Below are 14,529 nucleotides of genomic sequence, written 5' to 3'. Positions count from 1 at the left end.
CCCTTCTCGCGGCCGCGCTCAGGCCGCCACCAGCACCCGTCCGTCATGCCCGGCGATCGCGACCGGCGCCAAGTGCCCCGGGGCGACGCCCGGCGGCAGCCGCACCGGCAGGAAACCCTCCGTGCGGCCGAGGCCGCCCTGCTCGGCCAGCACGGTGCGGACCTGCCCGACCTCCCGGTCGAGCGTCCGGCCCAGCGCCGCCGCGCCGGCCGCGCGCAGGCGGGCCGCCCGCTCGCGGATCACCGGCTGCGGCACCGGCGGCATCCGCGCCGCGGGCGTCTCGGGTCGGGCCGAGTAGGGGAAGACGTGGAGCTGCGTCAGCCCGCATTCCTCGACGAGGGCGAGGGAGCGGGCGAATTGCGCCTCCGTCTCGGTCGGGAAGCCGGCGATCAGGTCGGCCCCGAACACCGTCCCGGGCCGCAGGCGCCGCACCGTCTCGCAGAAGGCGATGGCGTCGGCGCGGCCGTGGCGCCGCTTCATCCGCTTGAGGACGAGGTCGTCGCCGGACTGGAGCGAGAGATGCAGGTGCGGCATCAGGCGCTCTTCGCAGGCCAGGGCGTCGAGGAGGTCGCGGTCCGCCTCGACGGAATCGATCGAGGACAGCCGCAGCCGGTCGAGATCGGGGAGGGCGCGCAGGATCGCCTTGACGAGCCCGCCGAGGCCGATGCCCTCGGCGAGGTCGCGGCCATAGGCCGTGAGGTCGATTCCGGTGAGCACGATCTCGCGCGCCCCGTCCTCCCGCAGGGCGCGGGCCTGGGCGAGCACCGCGTCGCGCGGCAGGGAGCGCGAGTGGCCCCGGCCGAACGGGATGATGCAGAAGGTGCAGCGGTGGTCGCAGCCGTTCTGCACCGGCAGGAACGCGCGGGTGCGGCCGGTCAGGCGCGGCACCGGGATCGGCGCGGCCTCGCGCACCGCCATGATGTCCGCGGGCGGCTCGCGCGCCCCGCCCGGCGCCCAGGACGCGGCGAGCAGCTTGGCGTGGTTCCCGACGAGGCTGGCGACCTCCGGCATCGCCGCGTAGGCAGCGCCCTCCACCTCGGCGCCGCAGCCCGTGATTACGATCCGCGCCCCCGGCCGCGACCGCGCGATCCCGCGGATCGCCTTGCGGGCCTGCCGGGAGGCCTCCGCGGTCACCGCGCAGGTGTTGACGACGACGAGGTCGCCGGTGCCGGGCGCGCCCTCGGCCGCGCGGCGCACGGCCTCGCCCTCGACCGCGTTGAGGCGGCAGCCGAAGCTCAGCACCTCCACGGGCATCAGGCCGCCCCGGCGAACAGCGCCGGGGACAGGCTGCCCTCCCACTCGCACTCCGTCGGCCCGGTCATCAGCACGTGGTCGTCGGGCCCCCAGGCGATGACGAGGTCGCCGCCCGGCAGGCTCACCACCGCCCGCCGCGCCGTGAGGCGCAGGCGCGCCCCCGCCACAAGGGCCGCGCAGGCGGCCGAGCCGCAGGCCCGCGTGAGGCCGGCGCCCCGCTCCCACACCCGCAGCCGGATGTGCTCCGGGTCCAGCACCTGGGCCAGCGAGATGTTGGCGCGGTCGGGGAAGATCGGGTGGGCCTCGAGGAGGGGTCCGACCCGGGCGAGGTCGTAGCTGTCCGGGTCGCGGTCGACGAAGAACACCGCGTGCGGGTTGCCCATGCTGACCGCGCCGGGCGAATGCAGCACCGGGTCGTCGATCGGGCCGACCTGCAGCTCGATGCGGCGCGTGTCCGGGAACGGCTCGGCCAGGGGGATCTCGTCCCACCGCAGGCGCGGCGCTCCCATGTCGACCTCGAACTCCGTCTCGCCGATCCGGCGCACGGCGAGGAGGCCCGCCCGGCTCTCCAGCGTGAGGCGGTCGCCCGGCCGGCCCATCACCGGGTCGGCGAGCATCGCCCAGGCGACGCAGCGCGTGCCGTTGCCGCAGGCGCCGGCCTCCGACCCGTCGGTGTTGTAGATGCGCAGCGACGCGTCGGCGCCGGGCGTGCCCGGATCGTGCAGGACCATCAACTGGTCGAAATGCGAGCGCGGATCGGCCGCGATCGCCCGCGCCTCCTCGGGCCGCACGACGTGCGGGCTGCCGCGCAGGTCGAGCACGACGATCTCGTTGCCGAGACCGTTCATCTTCAGGAAGCGGCGGTTCGCGAGGGGGGACATCGGGTGTGGCGGCTCGTCTTCAGGTCGCCCGTATATGGCCCCAAACGCCCGCGCAGGCGAGCGCCGCTCTCGCCGGGGCGCCGGAACCGGATTACGGTCTCGACGGTTCGGCGGGCGCCGCGTCTCGCCGGCCCGACCCCGTTTCCGACCGGAGCGCTCCCCCCGTGATCCTCCCCCGTCCCGCGTTGACCGTGATCGGCCTCGTGCTCGCCGTGACCGCGGGGGCCGGCGCGCTGCGCGCCCAGCAGCCCCCCGCGCAGACGGCTCCGCTCCCGACCACCACCCAGCCGGGACCCGGCCCGGGTCCCGGCGAGGCGCCGCAGCCGCCCCTGTCCGACAAGGCGGTGCCGCCGGGGCCGGCCCTCGCCGGGCCGCGCCAGACCCTCGTGCCCAATCCGGGCGACCCCTCCGACGTGGACGAGGTGACGCTTCCGGCCAAACCCACCATCATCCTGTCGGGCAGCGCCAAGTGGGACGCGGCGGTCCCCTCGCTGCGGGACGCCTTCGCGCGGATGGAGAGCGACCTCGCCAAGGCCGGCATCAAGGCCACGGGGCGGCCGCTCGCGGTGTTCAACCGGACCGACGATGACGGCTTCCAGTTCGACGCGATGATCCCGATCGAGCAGGTGCCGGATCCCAAGCCCGCCGGCCTCCCGGCCGATCTGCGCTTCGGCACGACGCCGAGCGGCAAGGCGCTGCGCTTCGTGCACAAGGGCGCCTACGACGAGATCGATCAGACCTACGAGACGGTCACGGCCTATCTCGACGCCAAGGGCATCGTCGTGCAGGACGAGTTCGTCGAGGAATATTTGACCGACCTCAAGAGCGCCACCGATACCGGCCTCGAGGTGAACATCTACGCGTTGCCGAAGTAGTGGGAGGCCGCTCGAGAACGGAGCCAGCGGTCATTCGAATTGACCGCTGGCTCCGTTCCTCATCGGCTTCGCCGTCCCTTGCGGACGGACAAGTGATCGGGTTTGCGGCGAAGACATCCCATCTTTCATGACGGGACATCAAGACTGGCGCGGGATCCCCTCTCCCACTCGGGCTAGCGTGTCCACACATCTTGATCGCCGGCTCATCAAATGACCGTGCCTCGAGTGCGCGACAATCCTCATGCTGAGGTGCCGCGCAGCGGCCTCGAAGCACCCAGAACGTTCATCCAACAGAAAAGGCGCCTTGGATGAGACGCTCTGGGGTGCTTCGAGGCTCGCTCCGCTCGCACCTCAGCATGAGGAGGTGGGTTTGTTGCCACTGATGGGATATTATGCTCTGTTTTGCGTTCTTATTGCTGTAGTAAATCTGCTGCGTATCCAGGATGTACGGCGGAGAATTTGTCCCGCACTGTCGGTCAGGTGGTCAGGGCATGCTCGCGGATCGGCTCCGATGCGCTCGTCGGAAGCCTTGCGACGGCTTCATCTATCGTACTGACAGAGATGGATTTTTTCGGAGTTGTGTGCACACGGTAGCCCACTCGGGAGAGGGGTTTCCTGCGCTATGACCGTCACAACGGCTTGCCTCACATCTCGCAGCAACGGCCGTGCCTTGCGATGGCGTTCGATGAGGCTGAGCGCTTCCCGAGGAGGCGACGCCCCTCATGCCGAGGCGCCGCCGAAGGCGGCCTCGAAGCACCCCTGACCGTCGGAACATCGTCGGGACGACACCGCCGGGCGGCGAAGGAAGTCTGTTCTTGTGCTTCTTCACACGTGGCGGGCGAAGTTCAGGTGGATCCGTATTTCGATCGCTTGACCGTCCTCGGCGACCAAGCATAGTCTTTCCTCACACGAAAGGGCGGCCCGACAGGTTTCCTCGTTCGATCAAGCGATCGAACGTCTGGGCGCTGCTTTGCGGAGACGGGGACGAACCATGAGCAAGTCGGTCATCGGAATCTGCGCCATCCTCCTCACGGCCGTCACGGCGAGCGCCGGTCACGCCGAGGGCACCGCCGCGCAGCGGGCCGCCTGCACGCCGGACGTGTTTCGGCTGTGCAGCGGCGAGATCCCCAACGTCGATCGCATCAAGGCCTGCCTGCGGCGGGAGCGGGCGAACCTCAGCACCGGCTGCCAGGCGGTGTTCAACGACCTCGACCGGGCGACGCCGCGCCCGGTCGCCGCGAATGTCAGGTCCTGACGCCGATCTCGCGGGAGAACAGCGCCTCCATCTCCCGCCGCAGGCCGATCGCCGGGTCCTGCCCGTCGAAGGCGACGTCCTCCCAGCGGACCGGGCTGCCGGCCTTCACGTCGCGGGTGAGGGGCAGGCCGTGGGCGAGGCCGATCGGCAGGCCCCCGGCCGCGAGTGAAGCGGCGGCCGGCATCAGGCGGCCGTAGACGGTGTGGCCGCCCTCGCCGTCGAGGCGCTCGCCGGCCCGCAGGTCGCGCTTGGCCGTGGCCACCACGTCGCCGCGGAACTCCCGCGTCGCCCCGGTCGGCTCGCCCCGCACCATCAGGCTGGCCACGGACAGGCCGAGTTCGAGCCCGATCAGGTGGTAGGGCTTGTACATCGCGGCGTAGCGCCCGCTCGGGTCCGTGTGCAGGCCGTATTCCGAGAAGCAGCGGCGCACGTAGTCCGACGGCGCCTCGATCACCACGTAGACGCCCCAGCGCAGGTCGCGGAAGACCGGGCGCCCGTCCCTCTCTACGGACGACACCACCTCCACGGTGCCCGGGAAGGGCAGGGCGCCGCCCTCCTCGCGCGGGCGCAGGACGCGCGGCAAGTCGTCGACCCCGCAGGGCGGGAAGGCGAGGCCGTCCGGCGCCGGGTCGAGCCCGCAGGCATTGGCCACGGCGGCCATCTCGAGCGCGGATTTCGTCCCGTCGAGGAAGGAGTTGAACATCTGCGGGTTGAAGTCGCCCCCCGCGACCTGCTCTGGCGTGAACCCGTAATGGCCCCAGACCGTGTCGGGGGTCGAGGCGTGGTAGGCCGGCAGGTACTTGGTGCCCTTGCCGGCGCAGACGACCCGGAATCCCGCCGTGCGCGCCCAATCCACCAATTCGGCGATCAGGGCCGGCTGGTCGCCGTAGGCGAAGGAGTAGAGGATCCCGGCCTCCGCGGCGCGGCGCGCCAGCAGCGGCCCGGCGAGCGCATCGGCCTCGACGTTGACCATGACCACGTGGCGCTTGTGCCGGCAGCACAGGAGCGCGTGGCGGATGCCGGCGCCCGGATGCCCGGTGGCCTCGATCACCACGTCGACGCCCTCGGCCGCGATCAGCGCCTCGGAATCGTCGGTGACCCAGGTCCCGCCGCTCGCCAGCGCCTCCGCGGCGGAGCGCGCGGCGGTCTGCTCGGGAGCCCAGCCGACCCGTTCCGTCGCCGCGCGCGCCCGGTCGGGCCGCAGGTCGGCGATGCCGAGGACGTGGAGGCCCGGTGTCCGCGGGGCCTGCGACAGGAACATCGAGCCGAACTTGCCGGCCCCGATCAGCGCCACCCGAACCGGCCTGCCGGCCTCGGCGCGCGCGCGCAGCGTCAGATGAAGACTCACGGCCCGACCTCCTCCCAGAGCGCGGCGCCTCGCGGGCGCCGTCGTTCGGCCGCGGTCTCGGTCCGCCGCGCGTCGCGGGGCGCCGGCCCGCGGCGGCGTCGCGCATCATGGCGGCGAAGTGGGCGGCGCGCCAGGGTGCGCCCGCTCAGCCCAGGAGGTCGCGGTGCTCGGCGTGGCGGCGCAGCCAAGCCGCCGCGTAGCCGCACAGGGGAACGATCCGCAGGGAGTTCCGTCGGGCATGGGCGGCGATGTCCGCCATCAGCCGGCCCGCCGCCCCGGTGCCGCGCAGGGACGGGGGCGCGTAGACGTGGCGGATGGCCAGCGCGCCGTCGCGGCGGGTGTAATCCGCGAACACGATCTGCCCGTCCTGCGCCAGTTCGAAGCGCGACGCCTCCGCGTTGTCGATCATCGTCATCGGTCGCTCCAGGGATCTCCGGTCCAACCGGGGGAACGGCACGAGGTTGCGGTTGGGCGCGGGCGGGCGCGTCGGCTAGACAGCGCGGATTCCTGTGGAACGCCCCCCGATGATCCGTCGCCTGCTTGCCCTTGCGCCGCTCCTCCTCGCGGGCGCCGCCCCCGCGCAGGAGAGCGCGCCGCCGGTCGCGGCCGACCCGGTGCCGGCCCCGGCCGCGGCCAGCCGACCCTACCTCGCGCCCGGCGCCCTCGACCCGGTCGGGTTCCTGCCGCCGCCGCCCCAGGCCGGGAGCGAGGCCGCCGCCGCCGATCGGCTCACCTACGCGGCGACCCGCGCGCTCGCCGGCAGCCCGCGCTGGACGCTCGCCACCGCGGACGTGGCGGGCGGCGCCGTCCACCTCCTGGCGGATTTCGCCTGCGCGCTCGGCACGCGCCTCGACCCGGCCCGGCTCCCCGCCACGATGACCCTCCTCGAGCGCGCGCGGCTCGACGTGGTGCGGGCGGTCGAACGGCCGAAGGGGCATTTCGGGCGCGTGCGACCGCAGGTCGGCAACGACCTGCCGATCTGCGTGGCGCGGACGGAGGCCCTGGCCAGGAGCCCGTCCTACCCGTCCGGCCACGCCACGGAGGGCTGGACCTTCGCGCTGATCCTGGCGGCCGCGGCGCCGGACCACGCGACCGCCATCCTGCGCCGCGGGCGCATCTACGGGGAGAGCCGCCTCGTCTGCGGCGTCCACTGGCGCAGCGACGTCGAGGCGGGACGCACCACCGGCGCGGCCGTGGTCGCCGGCCTGCTCGGGAGCGCGGAGTTCCGGGCGGACCTCGACCGGGCCCGCGGCGAGATCGCCGCGGCGGCGACAGTGGCACCGGACGGAGCGGCCTGCGCGCTGGAGGAGGCCGCCGCCGCCGCGCCGCTGCCGTAGCCGGTCAGGCCAGCGTTCCGCCGGGCGGGCGCGCCCGCCGGTCCCGGGCGCGACGCCGGAGGATGTTGAGCGCCTCGACCGCGGCCGAGAAGGCCATGGCGGTGTAGACGTAGCCCTTCGGCACGTGGGCGCCGAACCCCTCGGCGATCAGCGTCATGCCGATCATGATGAGGAAGCCTAGCGCCAGCATCACCACGGTCGGGTTGGCGGCGATGAAGCGCGAGAGCGGATCGGCCGCGAGCAGCATCACGCTCACCGCGGCGAGGACGGCGATCACCATGATGGCGACGTGCTCCGTCATGCCGACCGCCGTGATGATGCTGTCGATCGAGAAGACGAGGTCGAGGAGCAGGATCTGGCCGACCGCCGCCGGGAAGCTCAGCGTCGCGCCCCCGCCCGCGTCTCCGCTCGGATCCGGGTCGAGGGTGTGGTGGATCTCCTTCGTGGCCTTCCAGAGCAAGAACAGGCCGCCCGCGATCAGGATGAGGTCGCGCCACGACAGGGCCTGGCCGAACAGGGTGATGACGGGCTGGGTGAGATGGACGATCCAGGCCACGGTGCCGAGCAGGGCGAGCCGCAGCACGAGCGCGAGCCCGATGCCGATCCGGCGCGCCGAGTCCTGCCGCTCGGGCGGCAGCTTGTTCGTCAGGATCGAGATGAAGATCAGGTTGTCGATCCCGAGCACCACTTCCATGACGACGAGGGTCGCCAGGGCCGCCCAGGCAGAAGGGTCCGCGGCGAGGCTGAGGAGGGAATCCACGGTCGGTCTCGCAGGCTCGGTCAGATCTAGGGAAGGAGGGAGGCCACGGCCCGCCGCACCGGCTCCGGCGCGTGGATCAGCACGGCGCGGGGCACCACGTGGATGCGGGCCGGGGTCTGCGTGGCGATCTCCCCGTCGGTGTTGACGGGACGGGGCTTGCGGGTGGTGAGCACCACCTCCGTGGTGCGGAAGGCGCGCACATCCGCCGCCTTCCCCTGCGTCCCGCGGCGCAGGGCCGGCAGCAGCGCCAGCAGACGCCACCAATGCGCGACTTCGAGGCTGTAGACGTTGAGCATCCCGTCGTCGATGCTGGCATTCTCCTCGACGGTCATGCCGCCGCCGTAGTGGCGGCCGTTGCCGACCGAGACCTGCACCGTGCGCAGGGTCTCGCGGATGCCGTCGTGCTCGAGGATCACCGTGAAGGGCCGCGAGCGGCGCAGCAGCCGGAATGCCGCGAGCCCGTAGCCGAGCGTGCCGAAGCGGCGCTTCAGATCCGCCGTGAGCGCGCCCGCGAGATCGGCCGAGAAGCCGACGCTCGCCACGTTGAAGAAATAGTGGCCGTTGACGCAGCCGAGATCGATCGCCCGGGCCGGAAGGGTCGCGATCACCCGGGCGGCGGCGACCGGATCCACGGGCAGGGCGAGGCTGCGGGCGAGGTCGTTCGCCGTGCCGAGCGGCAGGATGCCGAAGGGCAGCTTGCGCTCGGCCAGGGCCTGCGCCGCCGCGTTGAGCGTGCCGTCACCCCCGCCCAGGATCACGAGGTCCACGGAATCGGCCGCCTCCCGGATCAGGGCGCTGCATTCCTGCTCGGGCGAGGGCGGATCCACCGCCTCGATCCCGCCGCGGCGCAGCTCATCCCGGACGGCGGCGAGGTCGACACGCCCGTTGCGGGCCTTCGGGTTCACGACCAGCAGCGCCCGGCGCGGGCGGTCAGCCGCGGACATCGGCGCCTCCGCGCGGCGGCGTGCCGGGGCCGGCGAGTTCGGGACCGCTCATGCGAGCGCCCTCCCGTGCGATCGTGCCGCGTCAGCACAATGGCGAGGAAGGGGTCCGACATCACGGTCGACGCCTCGACCGCCAGAGGGGCCCGGACCCGGGTTCATCCACAGGTGGGGTTGTGCATCGCGTTGACAAGCCCCAACGTCACGCTTGAGCGGCTGGCGCGACCGGGTGGGAACCGTCACCGTACCCGTCGACGTTTCCTGATCGATCTCCCATTCCCGGGTCCCGCCATGCCTGCCCCTCGCATTCCGGCCGCCCTCGCCGGCCTCCTCCTGACCGCGGCCTGCGCCGCGGTGCCCGCCGTGGCCGAGGAGGCGAAGCCGGGCTGGGTCGATCCCCCGAGCAAGGTGGCGGCCCCCGCCGCGGTGACGGCGAAGCCGGATTCGGCCAAGGTTGCCAGGGACGCCCCGGGCAAGGATGGGCCCAAGCCGGACCTCGCCGCGCATCCCGCCGCGAGCCCGCGCAAGCTCGAGACCGTCGCGCGCACGGAGAAGGCGGCCCGTCATCCGGCCGCGAGCGTCGCGCGCCGCGAGACGCCGCACCGCCCGGTCCGCCTCGCCATCCGCCCGGCGCCGCAGCCGGCCCTGCCCGCACCGGCGCCCGTCTCCAACGAGCGCGTGGTCGGCTGGGCCGTGGCCGCGCAGGATCTCACGCGGGACTACTTCTCCACCTTCTCGCAGCCGAACGGCGTCTCCTTCGCGACGCAGCCGCGCTTCTACGCGCAGCGAGTGGTTTTCCACGGTCAGCCCATGACCCTGGCGGCCCTCCTCGCCGAGAAGCGCCGCTTCTTCGCGCGCTGGCCGGAACGGCGCTACCGGGCCCGGCCCGACTCGATCCGCACCGCCTGCAACAGCGGCATCGCGACCTGCCAGGTGGACAGCACGGTCGATTTCGTCGCCATGAACCCGGAGCGCGGCGCGCGCTCGCAGGGCACCGTCGCCGTGCGGCTCGGCGTCAGCTTCGCGGATGGCCGGCCGGTGATCGTGTCCGAGACGAGCCGCGTCATCTCCCGCGAGCGGGTCGCCAGCTCGGCCCCGTGACGCCGCGGCGTCCCGTCCGGCGCAGGTCCCCTGTCGGCCCGCGCCCGATGCGGTAGGATCGCGCAGGTCCGTCGGACAAGGGTAGGGGGGACGGATCGGGTGCGATCGGTTGCCGGGGTAGACGAAGAGACATGACGTCCCGCGAGAAGGTGCAGGCCCTGATCCGCGCCGAGATCGACCGGCAGCGGCCGGTCGACGTGGCCCGGCGCACGCTCGAATTGCTGGCCGCCTCGTCGGTGCGCGCGATCGAGGCGCCGCCGGGCTACGAGATCGTGGGCCGCGACGGGGCGCCCCGGACGCATGGCGATGGCGCGGAACCACGGCCCTTCACCCTCGCCGACCTCTTCTCGGAACTGCGCGCCCAGCATCCGTCGCTGTTTCTGCCCCCATCGGCGCCGGCCGCCGCGCCCGAGCCGGCCGCCGCGCCGGATCCCCGCCTGCCGCCGGCGGTCAGCCGCGACTGGATCCGGCTGTCCGACGGGAGCGAGGGTGCGCCGGATCAGGCGGATTCCCCAGCGGCGGCGTCCGGCCCCGCGGCGGCGTCCCCCTCTCCGGCGACGGTGCGGGCCGGAGCGGGGCGCAGCGCCGGGCTCGTGGCCGGGCGCTTGGCCGGGCACTTGGCGGGGCTCCTGGGCGGTCGCCTGGCGGAGGTCCGCCGCGTCCTCCACCGGCCGACCCGCGTCCCGGCCGCGCCCGCCGCGGCACCGACCCCCGCTACGGTTCCGGGCGACGGGCTGAAGCCCGCGATCACCCGCCCGCGCGTGCGGCTGCGCCGGCCGCGGTCGCTCCGCCCGGTCTACGCGGCGCTCGGCCTCGTGCTGCTGGTGGGGGGCGGGGCCTGGCTGCTGTCGGGCGGCGAGGACAAGGCCCCGCAGCGGACGGAGGCCGCCCCCGCGGCGGCCGCCAAGCGCACGACGACGGAGGCGAAGAACGCCGCCAACCCGCGGCGGGAGCCGGTCGAGACCGGAACCCTGGTCCCGAGCGAGGCGGCGGCGAAAGCGGCGCCGACATCCCTGGCGGGCGTCGCCGAGGTCGTGGACACCGCAACCCTGCGGCTCGGCGGGAGGACGGTCCGCCTGTTCGGCGTGGAGACCGCCAAGGGCGCGCAGCCGACCGACCTCTCGACCTACCTGGCCGGCCGGCCGGTGGCCTGCCAGCCGTCCACCGCGGGGGCGGGCTACCTCTGCAACGTGGATGGTCACGACCTCTCGGAGGTCGTCCTCTACAACGGCGGCGGCCGCGCCACCTCGGACGCGACCTCCGACCTCGTGGAGGCGGAGCGCCACGCCCGCACGGAGAAGCTGGGCGTCTGGCGCAAGTAGGCCCCTCGCGGGCTCAGGCGGCGAGGATCCGGCGCGCCGCCTGCGCGAGCACGCGCACGCCCATGGTGAGATCCGCCTCGTCCGTGTCCTCGGCCCAGTGATGGCTGATCCCGCCGATCGAGGGCACGAACAGCATGGCGGCCGGCATCACCCGGGCCATGGTCTGCGCGTCGTGACCGGCGCCGGAGGGCATGGCCTGCCATCCGCCCGGACAGAGCGCCTCGGCGGCGTCCGACAGCGCGCGCATCAACTCCGGGTCGCAGAGGGCCGGCGCGGGGCGCGACAGGGTGACGAGTTCCGCCGGGCAACGCTCGCGCCGGTTGCTCTCGCGCACCAGGGCGCGCAGCGTCGCCTCCATTCGCTCCAGCACAGCCACATCGACGTCGCGGAACTGAAACAGCACCTCGGCCCGCCCGGGGATGATGCTCGACGCCCCCGGGTCGAGGGCGATCCGGCCCGTCGTCCACGTGCTGCGATCGCCGCAGACCTGCGGGAAGGCGTCGTCGATGGCGGCGAGCGGGCGCACCGCGGTGAGGCCCGCGTCGCGGCGCTCCGCCATGGTGGTGCCGCCCGCGTGGTCCTGGCGCCCCTCGATCACGATCCGGTACTGCCAGATCGCCACGATGCCGGTGACGATCCCGAGATGCAGGCCCGCGGCCTCCAGCTGCGTGCCCTGCTCGATGTGCAGTTCCAGGAAGCCGCGGTAGCGGTCCGGATCGACCCGCCAGCGCGGCTTGCCGATGAGCCCGGCGGTGCGCAGCGCCTCCGGCAGGGGCGTTCCGTCGGTCTCGTTGCGGGCGGCGGCGATCTCCGCGTCGCTCACCTCGCCGATCGCCGAGCGGCTGCCGAGGAATCCGACCGCGAAGTGGCCCTCCTCGTCCGCGAAGGCGCAGACGTCGACCGGCAACCCCGCGCGCGCGAGGGCGAGGCCCGCCACCACGCCGAGCGCGCCGTCGAGCCAGCCGGCCTCGTTCTGGCTCTCGATGTGGCTGCCCACCAGCAGGTGGGGGCCGGCACCGCTGTGCCGGCCGAGCACCGTGCCGACGCCGTCGATCGTCGCGTCGAGGCCGCACGCCTCCAGCTGCGCCATCAGCCAGCCTCGCGCCTGCATGTCCGCCGCCGAGTAGGTCGGTCGGTGGACGCCGGTCTTGAAGCGGCCGATCGCCCGCAAGGCGTGCAGGTCGCGCAGGAAGGCGGCGGTGTCGATGTCGTCCATGGGCATGTGTCTTCCCGGGCTCGTGGAACAGGGTTGGCATACCCCATTCCGGCATGTTTGATGCCGGTCGGTGCGTTGCCGGCACCACACCCGCGCGGCGCAAGGAGTTGGACCTTCATGAGGAATTTCTCGCGGCCCGGTCGTTCCCCGGTCTACGCGTCGCAGGCTGCGGTGGCGACCTCGCATCCGCTCTCGACGGCGGCGGCGCTCGAGGTGCTCCGCTCAGGCGGTAACGCGGTCGACGCGGCCATCGCCGCCGTGGCGGTGCAGGGGGTCGTCGATCCGCTGATGACCGGCATCGGCGGCGATTGCTTCGCGCTCTACCTGCCGAAAGGGGCGACGCGGCCGATCGCCCTCGACGGGTCTGGGCGGAGCCCCGCGGCGGCCGAGGACGCGTGGTACCTGGAGCGCGGAATCGCCCTCACGCCGACCTCCCCGCACGCCGTGACGGTGCCGGGCGCGGTGGCCGCTTGGGATTGGCTCCTCCGGCACCACGGCACCCGGTCCCTCGGTGAGATGCTGCTGCCGGCCATCGCCTACGCGGAGAACGGCTACCCGGTGCAGTCGCGGGTCGCGTGGGACTGGGCGCGCAACCGGGACCGCGTGGCGGGCGATCCCGCATCGGCCGCCGCCTACCTGGTGGACGGCGAGGCGCCCGCCCCGGGCACGATCGTGCGGCACCCGGCCCTGGCCCGCACGCTGCGCCGCATCGCGGCCGAGGGGCCCCGGGGCTTCTACGAGGGGCCGGTGGCGGAGGACATCGTCGCCAAGCTGCGCGCGCTCGGCGGGCTGCACACGCTCGACGACTTCGCGCAGGCCGCGCCCGAGGAGGTGGTGCCGGTCACGACCCGGTATCGGGGCTACGACGTCTACGAGTGTCCGCCGAGCGGGCAGGGGCTCGCCGTCCTGATGATGCTGAACGTGCTGTCGGGCGACGACATCGGCGCGCTCGGAGAGGCCGACCGGGTCCATCTCTTTGCGGAGGCCTGCAAGCAGGCCTACCATCACCGGGACGCGCTGTTCGCGGACCCGGTCACGGCCCGCGTCCCGGTCGAGCATCTCCTGTCGGAGGCGTGGCGCGCGCGCGCCCGCGGCGCGATCGACATGACGCGCGCGCAGGCGCCCATCCTGTGGCCGGAGGTCGCCCACAAGGACACGGTCTATCTTTGTGTCGTGGACCGCGACGGCAACGCGATCTCGCTGATCAACTCGATCTTCCAGGGCTTCGGCAGCGGGATCGTGGCGCCGGACAGCGGCATCCTCCTGCACAATCGCGGGTTCTCCTTCCGGATCGAACCTGGTCACCCGAACACGATCGGTCCGCGCAAGCGCCCGCTGCACACGATCATTCCCGGCATGCTGATGCGCGACGGCAGGGCGGTGGCGCCCTTCGGCGTGATGGGCGGCCACTACCAGGCGATGGGCCATGTCGAACTGCTCACCGGCCTGATCGACCGCGGCCTCGACGTGCAGGAGGCCCTCGATGCGCCGCGCAGTTTCGCCTATGGCGGCGGGCTCGAACTGGAGGAAGGCTTCTCCGATGCCACCGCGGCGGCGCTGGCGGCGCGCGGCCATCCGGTGATCCGCGCGACGGTGCCGCTCGGGGGCGGGCAGGCGATCTGGATCGACCACGACCGCGGCGTGCTCTGCGCCGGATCGGACCCGCGCAAGGACGGCGGCGCCCTCGGCTATTAAGGGCCCCGAACGACGAAGCCCCCGCCCTCTTGCGAGGGCGGGGGCTTCGTGAACTGGTTGCGGGGACAGGATTTGAACCTGTGACCTTCAGGTTATGAGCCTGACGAGCTACCGGGCTGCTCCACCCCGCGACGGGCACCGGGGCTGAGGCCGGTGCGGTCGCTGATCGTGACGAGGGACTGCGTGGCGAGCGCTTGGGGCTCGCTGACCTGATCTTGGCAGGTCTGGCGGTGACCGACTCTCCCGTGCCTTAGGACACAGTACCATGGGCGCTGGAGGCTTTCACGGCCGAGTTCGAGATGGGATCGGGTGGAGCTTCCTCCGCATCGACCACCAGACCGGCCAAGATCAGGGGGCGAATGGCGAGCGGCGAGTGGCGAATGGGGGTGTCTCCCCCGTCGCCCGGCCTCTCGGCATTCGGTGCGTGCGTTCGGCGTTGTCTGGTCTTTGTGCGTGCCGCTCCGGACTGCCCGGACACGGATCATGAGAGACGATCAAGCTCGATCGAGCGATTAGTACTGGTCAGCTCAGCGCATTGCTGCGC

13 protein-coding genes, 1 tRNA gene and 1 rRNA gene are annotated in these 14,529 nt (G+C 73.0%); 6 read left to right on the top strand and 9 right to left on the bottom strand.

Going from position 1 to position 14,529, the window contains the following annotated elements; genetic code table 11:
• Window positions 1-18 precede the first annotated feature (18 nt).
• Window positions 19-1,254: a tRNA (N(6)-L-threonylcarbamoyladenosine(37)-C(2))-methylthiotransferase MtaB gene (gene mtaB, locus ACW9J6_RS05680; protein ID WP_457115474.1), complete on the bottom strand. Its 1,236-nt coding sequence runs from the start codon at window positions 1,252-1,254 to the stop codon at window positions 19-21.
• Window positions 1,254-2,135 carry a diaminopimelate epimerase gene (dapF, locus tag ACW9J6_RS05675; RefSeq protein WP_457115473.1) on the bottom strand — a complete coding sequence of 294 codons (882 nt, stop codon included), beginning with the start codon at window positions 2,133-2,135 and terminating at the stop codon, window positions 1,254-1,256. The genes mtaB and dapF overlap by 1 nt, the downstream gene beginning before the upstream one ends.
• A gap of 164 nt (window positions 2,136-2,299) precedes the next feature.
• Here dapF and ACW9J6_RS05670 point away from each other — a divergent pair, with 164 nt between their 5' ends.
• Both ACW9J6_RS05670 and ACW9J6_RS05665 read left to right on the top strand, forming a co-directional pair.
• The gene (locus tag ACW9J6_RS05670; protein ID WP_457115472.1) at window positions 2,300-3,010 is read left to right on the top strand and encodes a GyrI-like domain-containing protein; all 711 of its coding nucleotides are present in this window, start codon (window positions 2,300-2,302) and stop codon (window positions 3,008-3,010) included.
• A 991-nt stretch (window positions 3,011-4,001) separates the two neighbouring features.
• Entirely contained in the window at window positions 4,002-4,265 is a 264-nt protein-coding gene (locus ACW9J6_RS05665; protein WP_457115471.1) for a hypothetical protein, read from the top strand.
• Here the strand turns inward: ACW9J6_RS05665 and ACW9J6_RS05660 are convergent.
• Entirely contained in the window at window positions 4,255-5,613 is a 1,359-nt protein-coding gene (locus ACW9J6_RS05660; RefSeq protein ID WP_457115470.1) for an NAD(P)H-dependent oxidoreductase, read from the bottom strand. The two genes, ACW9J6_RS05665 and ACW9J6_RS05660, sit on opposite strands and share 11 nt — an antisense overlap.
• 145 nt (window positions 5,614-5,758) lie before the next feature.
• Window positions 5,759-6,028 (bottom strand): GNAT family N-acetyltransferase, encoded by a 270-nt coding sequence (locus ACW9J6_RS05655; RefSeq protein ID WP_457115469.1) that lies wholly within the window; start codon window positions 6,026-6,028, stop codon window positions 5,759-5,761.
• A 109-nt stretch (window positions 6,029-6,137) separates the two neighbouring features.
• On the opposite strand from ACW9J6_RS05655, the gene ACW9J6_RS05650 reads away from it, so the two are divergent.
• Window positions 6,138-6,950 carry an acid phosphatase gene (locus ACW9J6_RS05650; RefSeq protein WP_457115468.1) on the top strand — a complete coding sequence of 271 codons (813 nt, stop codon included), beginning with the start codon at window positions 6,138-6,140 and terminating at the stop codon, window positions 6,948-6,950.
• A gap of 4 nt (window positions 6,951-6,954) precedes the next feature.
• On the opposite strand, the gene ACW9J6_RS05645 is transcribed toward ACW9J6_RS05650, so the two are convergent.
• Both ACW9J6_RS05645 and ACW9J6_RS05640 read right to left on the bottom strand, forming a co-directional pair.
• Window positions 6,955-7,710, bottom strand: a complete 756-nt coding sequence (locus ACW9J6_RS05645; RefSeq protein WP_457115467.1) for a TerC family protein — start codon at window positions 7,708-7,710, stop codon at window positions 6,955-6,957.
• Window positions 7,711-7,736: 26 nt separating this feature from the next.
• Window positions 7,737-8,654, bottom strand: a complete 918-nt coding sequence (locus ACW9J6_RS05640) for a lipid kinase (protein ID WP_457115466.1) — start codon at window positions 8,652-8,654, stop codon at window positions 7,737-7,739.
• A gap of 288 nt (window positions 8,655-8,942) precedes the next feature.
• Here ACW9J6_RS05640 and ACW9J6_RS05635 point away from each other — a divergent pair, with 288 nt between their 5' ends.
• Window positions 8,943-9,752 (top strand): hypothetical protein, encoded by an 810-nt coding sequence (locus tag ACW9J6_RS05635; RefSeq protein WP_457115465.1) that lies wholly within the window; start codon window positions 8,943-8,945, stop codon window positions 9,750-9,752.
• Window positions 9,753-9,883: 131 nt separating this feature from the next.
• The gene (locus tag ACW9J6_RS05630; RefSeq protein WP_457115464.1) at window positions 9,884-11,074 is read left to right on the top strand and encodes a thermonuclease family protein; all 1,191 of its coding nucleotides are present in this window, start codon (window positions 9,884-9,886) and stop codon (window positions 11,072-11,074) included.
• 13 nt (window positions 11,075-11,087) lie between these two features.
• Here ACW9J6_RS05630 and ACW9J6_RS05625 read toward each other — a convergent pair whose 3' ends face one another.
• Entirely contained in the window at window positions 11,088-12,290 is a 1,203-nt protein-coding gene (locus ACW9J6_RS05625; protein WP_457115760.1) for a hydantoinase/carbamoylase family amidase, read from the bottom strand.
• Window positions 12,291-12,407: 117 nt separating this feature from the next.
• On the opposite strand from ACW9J6_RS05625, the gene ggt reads away from it, so the two are divergent.
• On the top strand, window positions 12,408-13,985 hold the full coding sequence (gene ggt / locus ACW9J6_RS05620; RefSeq protein WP_457115463.1) for a gamma-glutamyltransferase: 1,578 nt from the start codon (window positions 12,408-12,410) through the stop codon (window positions 13,983-13,985).
• A gap of 54 nt (window positions 13,986-14,039) precedes the next feature.
• Here ggt and ACW9J6_RS05615 read toward each other — a convergent pair.
• Window positions 14,040-14,116, bottom strand: a tRNA-Met gene (locus ACW9J6_RS05615).
• A 91-nt stretch (window positions 14,117-14,207) separates the two neighbouring features.
• A 5S ribosomal RNA gene (gene rrf, locus ACW9J6_RS05610) occupies window positions 14,208-14,323 on the bottom strand.
• Window positions 14,324-14,529: the final 206 nt, after the last annotated feature.

The sequence above is a fragment of the Methylobacterium sp. JK268 genome (assembly GCF_054052225.1).
This window is presented reverse-complemented; position numbering and strand designations above follow the sequence as displayed.

Excerpts from the sequence above, each read along its gene's own strand:
- ACW9J6_RS05630 (WP_457115464.1), top strand. The coding sequence starts at position 9,884 with ATGACGTCCCGCGAGAAGGTGCAGGCCCTGATCCGCGCCGAGATCGAC.
- ggt (WP_457115463.1), top strand. The coding sequence starts at position 12,408 with ATGAGGAATTTCTCGCGGCCCGGTCGTTCCCCGGTCTACGCGTCGCAG.
- ACW9J6_RS05625 (WP_457115760.1), bottom strand. The coding sequence starts at position 12,290 with ATGGACGACATCGACACCGCCGCCTTCCTGCGCGACCTGCACGCCTTG.
- ACW9J6_RS05665 (WP_457115471.1), top strand. The coding sequence starts at position 4,002 with ATGAGCAAGTCGGTCATCGGAATCTGCGCCATCCTCCTCACGGCCGTC.
- ACW9J6_RS05650 (WP_457115468.1), top strand. The coding sequence starts at position 6,138 with ATGATCCGTCGCCTGCTTGCCCTTGCGCCGCTCCTCCTCGCGGGCGCC.
- ACW9J6_RS05635 (WP_457115465.1), top strand. The coding sequence starts at position 8,943 with ATGCCTGCCCCTCGCATTCCGGCCGCCCTCGCCGGCCTCCTCCTGACC.
- mtaB (WP_457115474.1), bottom strand. The coding sequence starts at position 1,254 with ATGCCCGTGGAGGTGCTGAGCTTCGGCTGCCGCCTCAACGCGGTCGAG.
- ACW9J6_RS05655 (WP_457115469.1), bottom strand. The coding sequence starts at position 6,028 with ATGACGATGATCGACAACGCGGAGGCGTCGCGCTTCGAACTGGCGCAG.
- dapF (WP_457115473.1), bottom strand. The coding sequence starts at position 2,135 with ATGTCCCCCCTCGCGAACCGCCGCTTCCTGAAGATGAACGGTCTCGGC.
- ACW9J6_RS05640 (WP_457115466.1), bottom strand. The coding sequence starts at position 8,654 with ATGTCCGCGGCTGACCGCCCGCGCCGGGCGCTGCTGGTCGTGAACCCG.